13 protein-coding genes are annotated in these 19403 nt (G+C 47.2%); 6 read left to right on the plus strand and 7 right to left on the minus strand.

All coding sequences use genetic code 11. The annotated features are described in order from the left end of the window. Window positions 1–13: 13 nt before the first annotated feature. On the plus strand, window positions 14–616 hold the full coding sequence (locus tag ESB13_RS16855) for a D-glycero-alpha-D-manno-heptose-1,7-bisphosphate 7-phosphatase (protein ID WP_129004795.1): 603 nt from the start codon (window positions 14–16) through the stop codon (window positions 614–616). Next, complete coding sequence (locus ESB13_RS16860) at window positions 591–1727, plus strand: glycosyltransferase family 9 protein (protein WP_129004796.1); 1137 nt, start codon at window positions 591–593, stop codon at window positions 1725–1727. The genes ESB13_RS16855 and ESB13_RS16860 overlap by 26 nt, the downstream gene beginning before the upstream one ends. Here the strand turns inward: ESB13_RS16860 and ESB13_RS16865 are convergent. Together ESB13_RS16865 and ESB13_RS16870 are read right to left on the minus strand one after the other, a co-directional pair. Next, window positions 1693–1911, minus strand: a complete 219-nt coding sequence (locus tag ESB13_RS16865; RefSeq protein ID WP_129004797.1) for a hypothetical protein — start codon at window positions 1909–1911, stop codon at window positions 1693–1695. The genes ESB13_RS16860 and ESB13_RS16865 overlap by 35 nt on opposite strands. Window positions 1912–1970: 59 nt before the next feature. Beyond that, window positions 1971–3440 (minus strand): MFS transporter, encoded by a 1470-nt coding sequence (locus tag ESB13_RS16870; RefSeq protein ID WP_129004798.1) that lies wholly within the window; start codon window positions 3438–3440, stop codon window positions 1971–1973. 225 nt (window positions 3441–3665) lie between these two features. On the opposite strand from ESB13_RS16870, the gene ESB13_RS16875 reads away from it, so the two are divergent. Together ESB13_RS16875 and treS are read left to right on the plus strand one after the other, a co-directional pair. Continuing rightward, complete coding sequence (locus ESB13_RS16875; RefSeq protein ID WP_129004799.1) at window positions 3666–4070, plus strand: response regulator; 405 nt, start codon at window positions 3666–3668, stop codon at window positions 4068–4070. Between the two features lie 60 nt (window positions 4071–4130). Further along, window positions 4131–7451 (plus strand): maltose alpha-D-glucosyltransferase, encoded by a 3321-nt coding sequence (gene treS, locus ESB13_RS16880; protein WP_129004800.1) that lies wholly within the window; start codon window positions 4131–4133, stop codon window positions 7449–7451. Between the two features lie 324 nt (window positions 7452–7775). On the opposite strand, the gene ESB13_RS16885 is transcribed toward treS, so the two are convergent. From ESB13_RS16885 to ESB13_RS16900, 4 genes are all read right to left on the minus strand, one after another. Then, on the minus strand, window positions 7776–8294 hold the full coding sequence (locus ESB13_RS16885; RefSeq protein WP_129004801.1) for an ankyrin repeat domain-containing protein: 519 nt from the start codon (window positions 8292–8294) through the stop codon (window positions 7776–7778). 313 nt (window positions 8295–8607) lie between these two features. Then, entirely contained in the window at window positions 8608–9027 is a 420-nt protein-coding gene (locus ESB13_RS16890) for a response regulator (RefSeq protein ID WP_129004802.1), read from the minus strand. A 21-nt stretch (window positions 9028–9048) separates the two neighbouring features. Next, window positions 9049–13554 carry a chemotaxis protein CheB gene (locus ESB13_RS16895; protein ID WP_129004803.1) on the minus strand — a complete coding sequence of 1502 codons (4506 nt, stop codon included), beginning with the start codon at window positions 13552–13554 and terminating at the stop codon, window positions 9049–9051. After that, window positions 13551–15068, minus strand: coding sequence for a GAF domain-containing protein (locus ESB13_RS16900; RefSeq protein WP_129004804.1), 1518 nt, complete (start codon window positions 15066–15068; stop codon window positions 13551–13553). The genes ESB13_RS16895 and ESB13_RS16900 overlap by 4 nt, the downstream gene beginning before the upstream one ends. Before the next feature lie 307 nt (window positions 15069–15375). On the opposite strand from ESB13_RS16900, the gene ESB13_RS16905 reads away from it, so the two are divergent. Beyond that, window positions 15376–17307 carry a beta-N-acetylhexosaminidase gene (locus ESB13_RS16905; RefSeq protein WP_129004805.1) on the plus strand — a complete coding sequence of 644 codons (1932 nt, stop codon included), beginning with the start codon at window positions 15376–15378 and terminating at the stop codon, window positions 17305–17307. 15 nt (window positions 17308–17322) lie between these two features. Here ESB13_RS16905 and ESB13_RS16910 read toward each other — a convergent pair whose 3' ends face one another. Beyond that, window positions 17323–18060, minus strand: a complete 738-nt coding sequence (locus ESB13_RS16910) for an HD domain-containing protein (RefSeq protein WP_129004806.1) — start codon at window positions 18058–18060, stop codon at window positions 17323–17325. An 84-nt stretch (window positions 18061–18144) separates the two neighbouring features. Between ESB13_RS16910 and ESB13_RS16915 the strand changes: the two genes are divergently transcribed. Then, window positions 18145–19401 carry a putative DNA modification/repair radical SAM protein gene (locus ESB13_RS16915; protein ID WP_129004807.1) on the plus strand — a complete coding sequence of 419 codons (1257 nt, stop codon included), beginning with the start codon at window positions 18145–18147 and terminating at the stop codon, window positions 19399–19401. Window positions 19402–19403 lie beyond the last annotated feature (2 nt).

Raw genomic sequence — 19403 nt, forward strand, 5'->3', positions numbered from 1 at the left:
AACCTATAAACCAATGATTAAAGCAGTATTTCTAGACAAAGACGGCACACTTGTCAAAAACGTTCCCTACAACGTTACTCCGGAACTTATTGAGTTGGACGAGGAAGCAGTAGACGCATTACGTTTACTACAGCAACAAAATTTCCTGCTGGTGGTAGTATCTAACCAGGCAGGGATAGCAAAGGGGTATTTCGACGAAAAAGCCCTTCAGACAGCCAACACCCATATTGCGTCATTACTGGCAGCGCAAGGCATTCAGATAGACGCATTCTATTATTGCCCCCATCATCCCGATGGCATTATAGTCGAGTACGCAGTTAAATGCGATTGCCGGAAACCAGCACCCGGCTTACTGCTGCAGGCTGCCGAAAAGCTGGAGATCGATCTCGCCGGCTCCTGGATGATAGGCGATATCTTAGACGATGTAGATGCCGGTCACCGCGCCGGCTGCCGTAGCATCCTCTACGATAACGGCAATGAAACAAAATGGGAAAAAGATAATAAATACCGCGAACCCGACTATACCGTTAATTCGCTTTATAAAGCAGCACAAATTATTTGCGGAGCCAGTGAGTTAAAATTGGAGTCCCATGAAGCTCTCGCAGGTGAACTGTAAAAACGTATTATGCATACGTGCAGATAACATGGGCGATATCATAATGAGTGGTCCGGCAATGCGCGCTTTAAAGGAAACGCTGCAATGCCGGATCACTTTGCTTACCTCCCCGATGGGCGCCCCCATCACAACCCATATTCCGGAAGTAGATAAGGTCATCGCATGCGAAATACCATGGGTAAAAGCCGGAAACGATTTGAACGCAGAAGCAGCACGTGCATTAACGGAACGTATTAAAAACGAAAGCTTCGACGCCGCAATAATATTTACCGTATACAGCCAGAATCCACTGCCGGCAGCCTTGTTAACCTACCTGGCAGGCATTCCCGTACGACTGGCCTATTGCCGCGAAAACCCCTACGGATTGCTCACGCATTGGGTGCCCGATCAGGAACCTTATACTTTCATACAACACCAGGTGGCAAGAGACCTCAAACTGGTAGAAACCCTTGGTGCATTCACCAGCAATAATACGCTGCAGCTAAAGCAGCAGGCAGCCGACATCAGTACCACCGGCGAAAAGCTACGCCAAACCGGCATTACCGGCAATTACATCGTATTACATCCCGGGGTAAGTGAAGAAAAAAGAAAATACCCGGTTGATCGATGGGCAGCAACAGCACGCCTGCTCTCGGCTCAGCACAATCTTCCCGTTGTCATTAGCGGATCCGCCGCCGATGCAGCACTTGCCAATGCAATAGTCGACCAGGCAGAAGCAGCATGCCGCTCCATGGCAGGCAAACTTAATATGGCAGAATGGATTAGCCTGCTCGATAAAGCTAGTCTGCTCGTATCCGTCAATACCGGCGCTATTCATATCAGTGCTGCCGTTCAAACGCCAACGATCGTATTATATGCTTTAACCAATCCCCAGCATACGCCCTGGAGATCTCCGGCAATAGTACTGCCCTTCAGTGTTCCCGGATCATTGAAAAGCCGTAACGAAGTAATAAAATATGTCGATGAATTGCTCTTTACCCAACACATAGCCTATCCTGCTCCAAAAGAAGTTGCAGCAGCCGCTGCCAGCCTGCTGCTGCAACCCGGAAAATACATCTCAACCTCAATCATAGATCTTAATTCGAATCCTGTCGTTGACCACTGCCTATAACACCCGTTGATTCGTTACTCGCATCAGGAAGATTTTCTTTATTCAGCACCTCGTCTTTCCCGTCATCCGCTTTTTGTGGCGTTTCATGCTTCGCATTATCACCTTTCTTGTCATGCTGCTTTTTATCTTCCTCTAACTGTTGCCCGGCAACAGATGGCTTGTTTTCTGATATTGGCTTACTCATAAAATTACTTTACTGGTAATCTTAAAAAACTGTACCCGTAAACAGCCACTATAACAATGTCAGGAACTTATTCTTCTCCTTCCCAGTTTCAATATCGCCTTTAGCTGCGAATGCCAGTTGATGATGTCACCAATGATGAAATATTCCTTAAGGTTGGTTTTAATCCTGGTACGCATGATCCTCCGCACTACATCCTTTTCTACTTCACCCACCTCCCTTACACGCATCAGCAGCTCAAGCGCACACAGCGCAAGCAAAGCGCCTATCAGGAAAAGAAAGTTCCATTCATGAAGAGAAATTAATTTCCCTATTTTAGTCAGCTTCGGACCACTCCACTGGGCCGTGATCAATAAACTCCTGTTGGTAAAATAATCAGCAAGCAGCCCACCAACAACAGGCCCCATGGAAGAAAAAAAGGCTGTCACGATATTTTTGACAGACAGGTAAACAATAGCATCCTCTTTAGGCGCCAGCTTCAGCCCGATATTGGTGATCGATAAGTTAACGCCTGCAGTAGCAACGCCGCTGAATAGATGGATCACCACAAGCAAACCCAGGTTAACGTAAAGCCTCGAATACATCCCTACAAAACACCACGCAACAATGCAAAGTATATAAAGAGGGGCGCTTAAAGCAATAATGCTTTTATTGCTATACCTGTCTGCAAATACCCCCCACATGCGAATCGTAAGAATGCTTGCCAGCTGACTTATAATAGAAAGTATAATGATGTAAGAAATAGCCAGCCCCATGGCCTTCATCATAAATACAGTAAAGAACGGAGTCGCAATATTAAGCGCAAATACCCATGCAGCATTAAAAACCAGCAGCCGCCGGAAGTTCAGGTCTTTTAACGGCTGTTTAAACAAAGAAAAGATATTTGCATTGGAAAGAAACGACTGCGGCTCCGGCGCTTTCGATAATACATATCCGCCAACAATACCCACCGCTCCCGCTATCATAAAGAATATGGAATAAACATGCAGCTCATATTGGGGAAAACGGTTCTTGATAAGATCCAATACCAAAGCAAGTACAATACTTAAGATAACATCCAGCGTTTGATTATACCTGCTGCGCCGTGAAAAATATTCACCCAGCATGTTTTCAGGAACAAGATCTTTCATCCACGAATTCCAGGCCGGCCCTGCAATAGAACCAAAAAGATAATAAAAGAAAAGAAAGAAGATAAGCACCTGCACCGATCCCGAAAACCAAAGCGTACTAATACCAACAAGAATAAGCGGAAACCGCGCCAGGAAAGAACAGAACACCGCAATAGCCCTTCTGTTATTAAACTTCCGCACAAGCCATATAGATCCTAACTGGAAGATATTTGTAAAAGTAGGTAACGAAGCCAGCAGACCTATTTGTACATTATTGGCGCCAAGCAGCAATGCCATCGCTACAAGGAAAGCACTGCCGGTAAAAGTGGTCATCATCTCCGAAGCAAGACCATCCCATATGATCACCTGCATCCCCTTGTGCCTTTCCTCCGGTGTTAAAACAACTTTAGGTCTTAAGTTCATAAGTAAAACGGATAACAGATAGCAAAATTGCAAATATCATTCCCCGTACCAGCCATCACGATAGAACACGATAAAGCCACAAACGCCATAGAATATCAGCCCCGGCCGCCTATTTTAATAGGAAAGCCGGCTCTATTGTATTATCTTTATCATCCACCCTTTGTTATTTTTCTACCCCGGTTTTCTTCGGACGCACCATTTCTGAAACGGATAAAATTCGCTACCATGGAACAACTCATCTTATTGATAGACGATGATAAAGAAGAACTGGATATTCTTACCCTCGCACTCGATGCCGCGGGTATAAAACATATCATGTGCGCATGGGCAAAAACAGCAGAATATGCCTACCACCTCTTCGAACATATTGTTCCCGACTTCATTTTCCTCGACTATAATATGCCCAGGATCAATGGACTCGATTGCCTGCAGCATTTAAAACAGATCAACCGGATAAAAGAGGTCCCGGTGGTATTCTATTCTACATCTATCAGCAACGAAACACAGCAACGCGCCCTAAACACAGGTGCCGAATGCTGCATTCAGAAAACAGGCACGATCGATTGCCTGGCAGAAACACTCAAACGCCTTTTTCAAACAAGAGATTCCCGTTTTTTTCAGATGTATTAGCGGTTTAACTACAGACTGGCACGTTAATTTAGGATATAAGAATCAAAAGCTCAGAGCGTTATGGTTATCAATACTTCACTGGACGATCGTTTGCACTGGTACAAGGATGCAATCATTTACGAGTTACATATCAAGGCGTTTTGCGATGGCAATGGTGATGGTATCGGCGACTTCGCCGGCCTCCTGCAAAAACTCGATTACCTGCAGGAACTGGGCGTAACAGCCATATGGCTACTCCCCTTCTACCCTTCTCCCCTGCGCGACGATGGCTACGATATAGCCGACTACTACAAGATCAATCCCTCTTACGGCACCATAGAACAGTTCAAAGAATTCCTCGACGCCGCACATGTACGCGGATTAAAGGTGATTACAGAACTGGTGCTCAATCATACTTCCGACCAGCACCCCTGGTTCCAACGCGCTCGTATGGCCCCAAAAGGCTCCCCCGAACGCGATTACTATGTATGGAGCGATGACCCCGGTAAATATGAAGATGTCCGCATCATCTTCCAGGATTTTGAAACCTCGAACTGGACATGGGACCCCATTGCCCAACAATATTACTGGCACCGCTTTTTCCACCACCAGCCCGATCTCAACTACGATAGCCCCAACGTTCAACGCGAAGTGCTCGCCATCCTCGACTACTGGTGCAAAATGGGTGTCGACGGCTTCCGCCTCGACGCCGTCCCCTATCTTTTTGAACGCGAAGGCACCAATGGCGAAAACCTGCCCGAAACGCATGCTTTCCTCAAGAAAATGCGCGCTTATATCGACGAACATTTCCCCGGCACGGTATTCCTTGCCGAAGCCAATATGTGGCCCGAAGACTCTGCCTCCTATTTCGGAGATGGCGATGAATGCCACATGAACTACCACTTCCCCGTAATGCCAAGGATGTTCATGTCGTTGCAAATGGAAGACCGCTATCCCATCACCGATATTTTCGATCAAACACCACCCATCCCCGATAGCTGCCAGTGGGCCATCTTCCTCCGCAACCACGACGAACTAACACTCGAAATGGTCACCGATGAAGAACGCGACTATATGTATAAGGTCTATGCAAAAGACCCCAAAGCAAAGATCAACCTCGGCATCCGCCACCGCCTGGCACCACTACTCGATAACAACCTGCGGAAAATAGAATTGATGAACCTCCTGTTGTTCTCTCTCCCCGGTACACCCGTCATTTACTACGGCGACGAAATAGGAATGGGAGACAACTTCTATCTGGGCGACCGCGACGGCGTACGAACCCCCATGCAATGGAGCGGCGACCGTAATGCCGGCTTCTCAACCGCTAACCCCCAGAAACTTTACCTGCCGCTGATCCTCGATCCGGAATATAACTATGAGGCAGTGAATGTTGAAACACAACGCACTAATACTTCTTCGTTGTTCTGGTTCATGAAGCGCCTCATAAGTATGCGTAAACAGTTTAAAGCCTTTGGCAGGGGCGGCATGCGCTTCCTTGAGGTAGAGAACCCTAAAATAATGGCGTTCACCCGCAACTATGAAGATGAAACCCTCCTCATAGTTGTAAACTTCTCCAAGTTCTCACAACCCGCCGAAGTAGACCTCCGCGATCATAAAGGTTATGTGCCAGTAGAAGTAGTAAGCAAAACCCGCTTCCCCGCTATAAAAGAAGATGGCCACTACTTCTTTACCATGAGCCCCTATGGCTTCCAGTGTTTTATTCTTGAAAAAGCACATCCCGAAGTCGACAAAAACGCACCATTACCGGTAGTAAGATTATCAGAATGGAGCGACCTCATATCTCCCGCCGGCCGCATGGAACTGGAGAAACGGATCCTGCCCAACTACCTGCCCAAAACCAAATGGTTTGGTGGCCGCGGCCGGCAGATCTATCGCGTCAGCATCACACGCCATGCAACAGTTCCTTTGTCAAAATCAAACGCCTACCTGCTCCTGGTAGAAGTCACTTACCAAAGCGACCTTCCCGAAACCTACCAGCTGGCAATCAGCTTTGTAACAGGTGAAAACGCTTCAAAGCTCGCACACAACTGCCCCAATGCGGTAATGGCGCACGTAATAGCCGAAGACGATAAAGGCCTGCTTTGCGACGCTCTCTATACACATGAAGTACAACAACTGCTCTTCCATCATATCGCTGCCGATAAACAGGTACCGGTGGAAAAAGGAACCCTCGAATTCCTTTGTACGCCCACGATAGAACGCTACGTACACGATTCTCTCGAAATAAAATCAAAGATCCACGCCTCAACCGAAGCCAATACCTCGGTTAATTACGATAGCCGCTATCTGTTGAAGATCTATCGTAAAGTAGACCAGGGCGCACACCCCGATCTCGAACTCACACGCTACCTCACCGAACAGGCACAGTTTGAATACGTCCCGCCCTACATGGGAGCCATTTTATGGAACGATGAACGCGGAAGTATGCTCCTCGGACTGTTACAGGTAATGGTAGAAAACCACGGCGATGGCCATAGCTATTTCCAGGAACGCCTGCGCAACTACATCGAACGTATCCTCGCACGCGACCGCAGCACGCTGCACCCCCAATCACGCGCCGGCCGCCTGGCCCGGCCGGCCGCCTTCGAAGAGCTCCCCGATGCAGTACAGGTACTGCTGGGAGGGCCCGCAGCAGAACAAAGCCGCTTACTGGGTATCCGCACCGGCCAAATGCACCTCGCCCTCAGCCAAGCCACCCATCCCGCCGAAATGGTAGCCGAAGAATTCTCGCTGCACTACCAGCGCTCTCTCTATTCTTCCATGCAATCTCTCGTCCGCGCCGCCTTCCAGGAAGTACAGCGGCAGCTGTCAACACTCGAAGGCGATGTCCGCGAACTAAGCATCGCCGTACTTAAACGCCGCGAACAATTACTCGCTTTACTCCGGCGCATCTACGATAAAAAACTCGACGTAACCAAGATCCGCATTCACGGCAACTATCACCTTGGCCAGATCCTGCTTACCGGTAAAGACCTCGCAGTAAAAGACTTCAGCGGCGACCCCTGGCGTTCACTCAGCGAACGCAGAATAAAACGCTCCCCGTTACGCGACATAGCATCCATGGTAAGCAGCTTCTATTATACGGCTTACGAAGGCTTTAAAGACCAGCCCGAACTGGCCGCATTTGCCCCCTATTGGGCATATCACCAGGCCGGCTTCTTCGTACGCGCCTACCTCGAAACGGTAGAAGACGCCTCCTTCATCCCCAATAACCTCCGTGAACTGGAAATGATGATCCACACCTACCTCATACAACGGGCAATGCACGACCTGGCCTGGAATATCGTCCACCAGCCCCAACGCGCAATTGTCCCACTTATGATCACAAAAGCAGTCGTAGACGAATCATTGGAGAATAGCAAGATCTCTGAACAATAACCCCCCCGTCCACAAAATCAAAAACAGATCGTATATTGCACACACAGCCCCGGAAAGGTTATTTCCCGGGGCTGTTTACGTTCAACAACACAGCCATTCTCCTCTCTCACAAGTAATCTGCCACATCTACGAAAAAGTACGCTTTATATACGGGTATTAAACGAGTCTTCAACCTGCCATAGTCCTCCCCCAAACCACCACCCCTCCATTCCACAAAAAAACGAAGGCGCCCCATGCTGCCATGAGACGCCTTAAACGGATAATTGGATAAAACGGGGACTCTTTAATAATTCCGCTCTCTCGGAGAACGTTATTACAATCATTTTATTTTAATAATGCTACAACGGGCTGGTATTGCTCATCAACAGCATAATCTAAAGCTGTGCGACCAGCATTGTCTTTCAGCTTCTTGTTGGCGCCTTTGTCCAGCAATAGCTTCACAATTTCTTCTTTTCCAAAGGTGGCGGCAATGGTTAAAGCAGTAGCGCCCATATTGTTCTTGATATTCGTACGGGCACCGGCGTTTAAAAGCAGGTTTACCATAGATGTATTGCCTCTCAGAACCGCGTTCATGAGAGCAGTGTTTCCCATCTCGTCTTGTTTGTCAGGATTAGCACCTTGTTGTAACAGCAAACGGGCAGATGATACTTCAGCGTTTCCTGCTGCGGTCATCAAAAGTGTCGTTCCGCTGGTTGTTGCGTAATTTACACTCAGACCCGACTTAATGCAAAGGTTCAGTGTTGTTGTGTCATTCGTTCGTACGGCAGTGAATACTCCCGGTTCCTGGCTAATGCCTGCTACAGTGAACAAACTGCACAGGGCGACCATAGCAAAAGCTTTCATGGATAATCGGATTTAATTGATAACTAATGTATTAACTGCACGGACACTAATCTGTTCATTCTGTTCAGAAACATCCGTGCTGCATAGATACGAAATAAAAGACTACTAAGATGTTTTAGCAGGGATTAATAAATCATAAACAACCTTAAAACCGCATAAAACATGCAGTTTAATGCGGTTTTGTCCCGTTTTGGGATGGCTTTCTTTAAGAAATGGGAAAAAACTAAATGTATAAACATACACTTTTGAGCAGGCTATACATATCAGTGTGCAAACGACACTTTAACAGGCTTTTTTAAAAGTTTTTTTTCATTCACCCCGCTACAGGCGACGCAACCTCTACATCAAGAAAGAATTTGACCATTTCAATATACTCTTCGTACGAATTGGGCTTGGCAATGATAGAGCTGGCGCCAAGCTTTTCACACTCCTCCATAAATGGAGTGTCATTATATGTAGAATAAATAATAACGGTAATGCTCTTATAACGCTGGCTGCTCTTAAGATAATGAAGCGCCTGCTTGCCATTCATCTTGGGCATATTATGATCCAGAATGATAAGATTGGGAAGAGCGCTGTCCTCATGGATGCGGTTCAGAAAATCAATGACCTCCAGGCCATTCTCCACCACATCAAGCGCCGCATTCGTACGCCCAAGCTGATCAAATACCTGCGTAAAGATCAAACGGTCATCCCCGTCATCATCTGCTAATAAGATTTTTCTTCTCACCATAACTAAAGTCTTTTAGTTAGCTCATCCCTGGGTTTCTTCCGTTTGCTTTACAGGCAAAATAATGGTAAAGATAGCCCCGTCTCCATCAAAGCTGTCAGCTGTGATCAGTCCTTTATGCTTATCGATGATTTTCTTCGTGATAGCGAGCCCTATGCCGCTACCCTCGAATTTGTCTTTGGAGTGCAGGCGTTGAAACAGTGTAAAGATGGTATTTTTAAACTGTTCATCAAAGCCAATTCCGTTGTCTTTAACGGTTATTCTGCAAAAAGGCCCCTTTTCTATGGCAACACTGTTAAACGATCTGTCTCGTATATAACAAACATCAATATCTATAACAGGCTGTTTGCCGGGATGTACAAACTTTAAAGAGTTACTGATGAGATTTTGAAAAACCTGCCTTATCTGGCCCGGAATTACTTCTATCGTTGGCAACGGACGAATAATATTCACCGCCGCATTCTTTTCAAGGATCGTGATCTCCAGATCATCGAGAATAGCCTCTATAATAGTGTTCAGATTCGTAGCCTCAAAATGATAACTGCTGGCAGAAAGACGGGAGAAATTGAGTATATCAGTAATAAGCGACCGCATTCTGACCGAAGCATTCAACACCCTGTCAAGGTAATCCTTGGCACTGTCGTCAAGCTCACCGGCATACCTGTCCCTTATAAGCTTGCTGAACATATGGATCTTCCGCAACGGCTCCTGCAGGTCATGAGAAGCCACCGAAGCAAATTGCTGCAGGTCATTATTACTGTTTTCTAGCTCCACATTCGTTTTCTTCAACTCTGCCGTACGCTGGTTCACCTTCTGTTCCAATACCTCGTTCACCACTTTCTGCTCATGTATATCCGTGCAGGTGATCACCCAGTCCTCTATACGTTTGTGATTGTCTTTCCGCGACTTCGCGCTCAGCAGGTTCCAGTGATAACTGCCGTCAGCAAGACGTAAGCGTATCTCCAGACTGAAATCGCCACCCGTAATATTGCCGATATCCCACTCCCTGTTCAATGCCGAAAGATCTTCGTTATGAATACACTGCATCCACCTTCCCTGGAGCGCCGCTTCCGAAGGTATGCCCGTATAAACTTCAAACTGGCTGTTCACAAACTCCACTTCCTTATCGGCATTGGCCGTTAAAATAACAAGCGGCATCGACTCCGCCATGAACTTACGGCGCGCAATATTATTCGCAAGCTCCTCCTCGGCAATCTTCAGATCCGTAACATCAAGCATCGACCCCAGCATACGGTAAGGCGTATTAAACTCATCATGTAATACATACGCCCTGTCAAGAATATACGCATATTCCCCGTCAGCCTTCCTGAAACGGTATTCCGCCGACCACTGGTTTTCACTGCTGTTGATGGCCGCATAAACACTCTTGCTTACAGCCGCCTGCTCATCCGGATGTATATTGTTAAGCCAGAAAGCACGCGTATAATTCCCCTCCGGGTAACCAAACATCGCAAAGAAAGAATCACTCCACCAAACATTATTGTTCACAAAATCCCAGTCCCATATCGCATCATTGGTAGCCTGCGATACCAGCCGGAAACGCTCCTCACTTGCCGACAACTCGCGCGTACGCTCCACCACCTTGTTCTCAAGATCGGCATTCAGCTTCTTAAGATGCTCTTTAACCGTAATAAGCTCATTGAAGTTCTTCCGCAGCTTCTGCTCCGCCTGCTTCTTGCCGCTTACATCCGCATAGGTTGCTACCAGCCCGTCCATCATCTTCACCGCAGTAACCTCGTACCACACATTGGTATCCGCAACATATACATCCTCATGAAGCGATACATCCTGCTGCACCACCTTCACAAACTTCTCGTATAAACCACCCGCCGCAAGTATGCCCGCTTCTTTCTTGAACGACTTCCCTATAAAATCGCCCTGCTCCTGGTCAAGAAATTCCTGCGTGGCATGATTGGCTGTATGAAAAACAAAATCAACTATCTTATGATCAGCATCGCGCACCGTCTTGAACGCGATAATCGCATTGCGGCTTGAATTGAAAATGCCACGGATGATATTGTTCAGATCAGTTATGGCAGTAACATCTACAAAAGCAATAATAACACCTCCCCTGTTGCCATCCTGCTTCAGGTAAGGCATCATACGTATAAGCAGGTTCTTACCATTCAGCAGTTGTACCTCCTTTTCAACAGTGATCCCCTTGGCCATCACCATATGCGCATCCTTTACCAGGTCATCATACCTGATATTGGTCGATATATGACTGATCGGCCGCCCAATATCCGTCTCTATAAAATTGATCATACGCACCGAAGCAGGATTGAACTTCCTGATCAGCAACGCCTCATCCAAAAACACCTGCCCTATATCCGAACTCCTGAAATAATTATTAAGATCATCGTTCAGCTCAATCAGCTCCTTGATCTTGAGCTGATGCTCCGTATTAAGGGTATGCAATTCTTCATTCAAAGACTGCAGCTCTTCATTGCTCGACTGTAACTCTTCATTGGCCGACAATAGCTCTTCATTACTGGATTGTAACTCCTCATTGGCAGTTTCCAAACCCTCCACCGCCATCTGCAGGCTTAACTTCGTTTCCTGTAATTCCGCTTCCAGGTCGGCAACATATTCTCCATGCAGCACAGAACTGTCAGGCTGCGGCAACTGTACATCCTGCCCGCCATTATCATCATGCGATGCAATGCCAAGCACAACCAATGTATAAGGCTTGTCATTACCCGCAGGCTTTATCACCGCATTAAGCGACATCGGTTTGCCCTTCTGGCGAAACTTGATATGCTTAAGCACCACCTTCGACTCCTTACGCCAGGCATCCTTGATCGCTATATTAAGCGTCACCGACAACTCCTGCGGCAGCATCTTCAGCAGGTTCAGCTTTAAACTCTTCTTGGGAAGACTTAGCAGGCTCTCGAAATTACCCGCTGTCTCTTTTATCTCATACTGACTGTCAATGTAAAACGCAGCATAGTCAAGCTCCTCAGCCATGGCCGCCTGGAAATCATCTGCAAGCCCCGACCTGCTCTTTACCACGTCCCTGCTGCTGCGCTGCTGCTTAACATTATCCTGGAGCGGGCTCTGCTGCAGGCTTTGGTAAAGCATATTGCCATTATAGCGCGACGCCCCGGTCTTACGATAGATCTTCCATTTACCACTTATCTCCGTCACCGCATCCTTGATACCGGCAACACTTTCACTGGCGCCAAGCAGCAAATAACCATTTTGCTTAAGCGAAAAAACCAAAACAGACAGCACCTTCTGCTGTAATACCGCATCCATATAAATGAGCATATTACGGCAGCTCGCAAAATCATTCTTTATGAAAGGCGGGTCTTTAATAATATTATGCCGCGCAAATACGATCTGCTTGCGCAGGCGCGGGATAATAGTATAACCGGAATGATCTCTTATAAAATAGCGCGAAAGTGTCGCCGCCTGAATATCCTTTTCAATACTAAAAGGATACTTGCCACGGGCCGCTATTTCAATATGCGACTCGTCCATATCGGTGGCAAAGATCTTGACCTCTACATCCAGCTGCTTTTCCTGTAAATGTTTATCAAACAAAATGGCCACAGAATAAGCCTCTTCGCCCGTACTGCAGGCCGCAATCCATATCTTGATCGTATCCCCCGTTTTCTTGCCTTCCACAATAGCAGGAACGATCTTCTGCTCCAGTATCTCGTAAGCAGGCGTGTCCCTGAAAAACCGGGTAACTCCTATCAGGAAATCCTTGCCCAGTTGTTTTACCTCCTCAGGGTTCTCTTTCAGAAAACCGATATAATCTGCAAGTTTGGTAAAACTATGCTGCGCCATCCGGCGCGAAATACGGCGGATGATGGTAGGCGTTTTATAATAATGAAAATCCTGCCCCCTTTCATGATGAATAAGATTGAAAATCTCTTCCAGCTGCGCATCATCAACCTCTTCCTTATTCAGCAGGTCTAAAGGCTGCCCCTTTATATAACTGAACATGGCCTGCGGCATGGCAGGCGGCGTAAGCACCAGGTCCGCATTACCCGAAGAGATCGCACTATTGGGCATACCATCAAAACGCGCAGATCCAGGCTCCTGAACTATCACCATGCCCCCCTGCGCCTTAATGGCTTCAATACCACGGGTGCCGTCAGTTCCTGTACCGGAAAGAATAATAGCGATAGCCTTATCCCCCTTCTCCTCTGCCAACGTATATAAAAAGGTGTCTATAGCCGTATTTGGCGCTTTAATATGTGCCTTTTCAGCCAGTATAAGCTTGCTGCGCCTTATCGTCATCACCTTGTTGTTCGGGATAACGTAAATGCAGTTCTTCTGAACGACCATCTCATTCTCAGCTTCAAAGACTTTCATATGGGTATGTCTCGAAACCAGGTCAACCAGCAGACTTTTATAATCCGGCGAAAGATGCTGAATAATAACAAAGGAAATGTTCGTCGACTCGGGCATATGGTCAAAGAATTCATGGATGGCCTCTAACCCACCTGCCGACGCACCTATAGCAACAATAAAATGTTTATCGGTTAATTTACTCACTTCTTCCTGGTACTATATTCATAAATGAAGCTGCGGATATTTTCAGCTGCTTTAATTTCTTCCTCTCTCCACGGCAGCGACGTCTGCCGCACCGTTTGCTGCCATAATGAAAACGAAAACCGCGGATGATATGTTTTATTATCTCCTTCAAAACGGATAGCCTCATTAGGATTCCCGCCCCAGTTCACGGTATGTATCACCTCAGGACGGAATACCGCCAGGTACGCATCTTCGCTTTCTCCCAAAGGAATAACAAGCAAACCACTTCCAATGTTGGCATAAGAAGCAGCATGCTCATTAACAGCCGCTAGATTATTTTCATGAAAAACCTCCTGCTGCTTCTTGGCGCTAAGCCACATCGCCAGGTCGGCAAGCTCATCCCGGGCAGGCACCTCACCCACCGAAACAATCCGCTCGTCCTGTATAAACGCAGCCCCGCCCGCACGAAACAGGCTTAATATATTGCTCCCGTTTGCCACAAAGGCATCCGCCAGCTTAGAATTATTATAAATAGCTTCAATAAAATTCAACCGCTTACTGTTAATAGATGTATCAAACGCCAGCTGCTCCTTGTGCAGCAACGAAGCGATCTTTGTCGATAGCACGTTCGATAACAACTCAAACACCGCACACTCCTGGTAGCTCATAGGCTTCGCCGTACGGTGATGACAGGCTATTAACCCCCAGAGCGTATCGTTATGAATAATACGGGTCGACATAGAAGCAATCACTCCCATATTCTTCAGGTATTCAAGATGCACAGCCGCTACACCACGCACGTTACAATCCGATAGATCCACGAAAGAATGCGTGAGCGGATTAATGACCGGGTATAACTTTTCAGGCTTATAAAGCCTGTCGGGAATAAACCGGTAAGGGTTCTTAAGATACAACGCACGCGCCTGCTTCGGAATATCCGATGCGGGGAAAGTGAACCCCATATACGACTCCATCCCCTCTTCCATTTCCTCCGCAACAACATTCCCGTTCCACTGCGCATCAAACTGGTAAACCATCACCTTATCAAAACCAGAGATCTTTTTCAGCTCCTGCGCAGCAATCCTGCATATCTCACGCGTGGTCTCAGCCAGGTCTATCGCAGCCATCGCATATTTGATGTCCTGGTAAACATCCACAAAAGGCGTTTCCGAAGTCTGCCCCATCGTAGCCAGTTCCAGCTCAAGTAAAAGATAACGCTCCCGGGCATGAATAATGGAAAGCACCTTTACGCCATTAATAGTAAGCAGCACAGGTATCTTATCACGGATCTTCTTTTCAAATTTGCTTTTTAGCGTAGCAGCAGATCGCTCATCAAGATACTCCGCTAATGAATGCTGCACCAGCTCCTGCGCCGTGATCTCAAAGATCTGCGGAACGTTTTCACTCGCCTGCACTATATTCAAACTCTCCTGCTCCAATACCAGCAACACGCCATAAGGCTGGATTACATTTATATGATGGATCGGAAGGCTTCCACAAAAGGTTGAATCGTAATTATTCGTATTAATATTCATGTCGAAGGATCACTGGGCTTTTAAATTGCATATTGCGTAAAGCATAGATTGTGCCGGCTAAATACGGTAATTTCCTATAAGACGGATGGGGGAAATATTTTCCCACCCTGCCAAACATACGTATGGCCCTTACTTTCAGCATAACAACACATGCTTTTTGTTTAATAATTTGGTTTAACCGAAACAGGGCTGGCTTATAACAGGGGACTATAAACAATAAAATTAGCTGATAACCAGTGAATAGCAAAAATCAAAACTCAGTTATATTGCTATAACACGTACCTTTTACATTCAAGAAATGCGCAACATGAAAAGCCTTGTTCTCCTTTTTGCCACTACACTGCTATTATTATCCGGCTTAAAAAGCCAGGAATCTTCTAACATTTCATTAATTCCACAACCAGTGTCGGTTGCCCGGGGTACAGGCTTTTACCAGCTGAAAGATCCTCTTATTATCAGCGCCCCTCCGCAAAACGACTCGGTAAAATTCGTAGCCAACTTTTTAAGCAACCGGCTCGTCAATACAAAAGGAGGCTGGGTATCCACTGAATTTTCAGAATCCGCCGGCAAGGCACCTATCCGCCTCCAACTGCTTCCCAAAGAAGATAACGAAATCGGAAAAGAAGGTTACCACCTTTCCGTTTCAGAAGAAAACGGCGTGTTAATCACCGCCAATACCTCAACAGGTCTTTTCTATGGCGTACAAACGCTCCTGCAGTTATTACCCACAGCTGCCGCCGGCCATACGGTAGTCGAAGGCGTACAATGGCAGATCCCCGCCGTTACCATCAAAGACTACCCACGCTTCAAATGGAGAGGTATGCTCATGGACGTAGCACGTCACTTCTTCACCAAAGAACAGGTGAAACAGTTCATCGATAACATGGCCACCTTCAAATTCAACATGCTGCACCTGCACCTGAGCGATGACCAGGCATGGCGTGTCGAAATTAAACGCCTGCCACGCCTCACGGAAGTAGGCGCCTGGCGCGCAGAACGCACCGGCAGATGGGGCGAATTCACCAAACCATCACCCGACGAACCCAAAACCTACGGCGGCTTCTATACTCACGACGACATAAAAGAACTCGTAAAATATGCAGCAGAAAGAAACGTGACCATCCTCCCCGAAATAGATGTCCCCGGCCATAGCCTCGCCGCCATAGCCGCCTACCCCAACCTCACCTGTACACCCGGTACCTACCAGGTTAGCTCCGGTGAACGTATCATGGTTTGGGATAAAGGCACCTTCTACGCCCTACAGGATAATAACCTCTGCCCCATCAACGAAAGGGTTTACTCCTTTCTCGATACAGTATTCACCGAAATAGCAGAATTATTCCCGTTCCAGTATATCCACATGGGTGGCGACGAATGCTACAAAGGCTTCTGGGAAAAAAACAAACAAGTACAGGCATTCATGAAAAAGCAGGGATTGAAAGATGCCAATGAATTACAAAGCTATTTCGTAAAACGCGTGGAAAAGATCATCCAGTCAAAAGGAAAACGCCTCATGGGCTGGGACGAGATCCTGCACGGCGGCCTGCCCCCCGATGCTACAGTAATGAGCTGGCAGGGAATGAAAGGTGGCATCGAAGCAGCCAAACAAGGACACCAGGTTGTAATGTCCCCCAATAGCTACGCTTATCTCGACCTCTACCAGGGCGACCCCATTGCCGAACCCCCAACCTATTCCATGGTTCGCCTAAGCAAAGCATACGAATTCGATCCCATGCCACCCGGCGTAGACTCATCACTCATCTTGGGCGGTCAATGTAACCTATGGGCCGAACGCCTGCATACCATGCGCCACGCAGAATATATGCTCTGGCCCCGTGCACTGGCTATCTCGGAAAGCATATGGAGCCAGCCCGCAGCCAAAAACTGGAACAGCTTTATAAGCAAAGTGGAACATCAGTTCAACCGCTTCGACGCCGCATCCATCAACTACTCACGCAGTATGTACGACCCCATCTTCAAAGCCGGTAAGGATAGCAACGACTCTTTACAAATAACGCTCTCAACAGAAATAGAAGGACTCGACATTTTCTACAGCTTCGATGAAATGTTTCCCGACCAGTTCTATCCTAAATACACAACCCCGCTAAGCGTCCCCAAAGGAGCAGCCAACCTCAGGGTAGTCACCTACCGCAACGGCAAACCAGTGGGTAAACAAATAAAAATGCCTGTAATTGAATTGAAGAAACGCGCCGGTATCAAAGTGAAGGAAACGCCTTAAGCCTGGGTAAAAGGCCTAGGCTTTGCCCTCCCACTCAGCATAAAACTGCTCCAGAAAGCGCTCCATGAACAAATGCCTTTCACAAGCCATAGCCTTCCCGGTAGCAGTATTCATTTTGTCTTTAAGCAACAGCAGCTTCTCATAAAAATGATTGATGGTGGGCGCTGTGCTCTGTTTATACTGCTCTTTGGTCATATGAAGCGCCGGCGCAATAGCCGGGTCGTAAATAGCCCTGTTTTTAAACCCACCGTAATTGAAAGCCCTGGCAATACCAATGGCCCCGATAGCATCAAGACGGTCAGCATCCTGCACAATCCCCAGCTCAGGCGTATAAAAATCAGCCTGGCTTTCATTGCTAAGCTGGCCCTTACCCTGCCCTTTAAAATGGTTTCCCCCCTTGAAAGAAATATGCTGAACAATGTTCACCACCTGCCCTATGATAGCGGCAGGCAGGTCAAGTGTCTCCAGAAAAAAACGGGCTTTAATTGGGCCAATAGCCTCATCGCCATTATGAAATTTCGCGTCGGCAATATCATGCAAAAGAGCCCCCAGCTCAACAACCAGTAAGTTTACCCCGCTTCCATCCCCGGCCGGCTCGGGAAGCCTCGCACTTTCACCTTCCGCAATTGCACGCGCCGTTTGCCACACCCGGTAAATATGAAACCAGTCATGGCCGGATTCCGCACCCGCCAGTGCCTGTTGTACATAGGCTGCTGTAGTCTCTATTATCTTTTCCTCTTGGGATAATTCCATGGGTATCGTTTCTGCAAATGTAGGCATTCAATCATTTTGCTCATTTTTTTATCATTGCTATATTTTTTAGTATTTTTATCTCCCATGTGTGATAGAATATTAGAGAAGCTGGCCATTTTAGCCGATGCAGCCAAGTACGATGTCAGCTGTTCTTCCAGCGGCAGCGACCGTAAAAACAACAACCAGGGATTGGGCAATGGCCATAAATCCGGCATCTGCCATGCCTATACCGCAGATGGCCGCTGCGTATCGTTACTAAAGATCTTACTAACCAACCATTGCATTTATAATTGCGCCTATTGTGTCAGCCGTAGCAGTAACGATATCAAACGCGCTGCCTTCACAGTCCAGGAAGTGGTAGACCTCACCATCCAGTTTTACCGCCGCAACTATATCGAAGGCCTGTTCCTAAGTTCAGGCATCTTCAGAGACCCCGATTATACAATGGAACGGCTTGTCCGGATCGCAAAAAAACTGCGTACAGAACACCGCTTCAATGGATACATCCACCTGAAAGCCATCCCCGGAGCCAGCGAATCCCTGCTGCGCGAAGCCGGACTGTATGCCGATCGCTTAAGCATTAACGTAGAAATGCCCACAGAACAAAGCCTGCAGCTGCTGGCGCCCGAAAAAAAACGGACCGACATGCTGCACCCCATGAAATACCTATCCAACGAAATCACCCAGTACCAGCACGATAAAAAGATCTTCAAAAAAACACCGCTGTTCGCCCCGGCAGGCCAAAGCACACAAATGGTCATCGGCGCTACACCCGAAAACGATATGCAGATCCTGTTCATGTCACACTACTTCTATCAGAAAATGCAATTGAAACGGGTCTATTATTCAGGTTATATCCCCATCAGCTACGACAACCGCCTGCCCGCAATAGGCACACCCGTGCCCATGATCCGCGAACATCGTTTATACCAGGCCGACTGGCTCATGCGGTTTTATGGCTTTGGAGTTGAAGAGATTGTAAACCCCGATTACCCGCTGCTGGATATGGATATAGATCCGAAATTAAGCTGGGCTCTACGCAACCTCCATTTATTTCCCGTAGATATAAACAAAGCAGACCTCTCACTCTTATTACGGGTACCAGGCATAGGCGTTTCGTCAGCACAGAAAATAGTAGCGGCACGGCGCTTCCATACTTTACACTACGAACATTTAAAAAAGATAGGCATCAGTTTCAGCACAGCGCGGTATTTCATTACCACTAAAGCCGATGGCTTCAGGGAAAGAGACCTTACCCCTATGCAAATAAAACAACAGCTGTTAACCATACAGCGAAGCAAGTACCGCCCCAACTTTTCCCCACAGCTTCAACTCTTCTAAGT

The sequence above is a fragment of the Filimonas effusa genome (assembly GCF_004118675.1).
Lineage (GTDB): Bacteria > Bacteroidota > Bacteroidia > Chitinophagales > Chitinophagaceae > Filimonas > Filimonas effusa.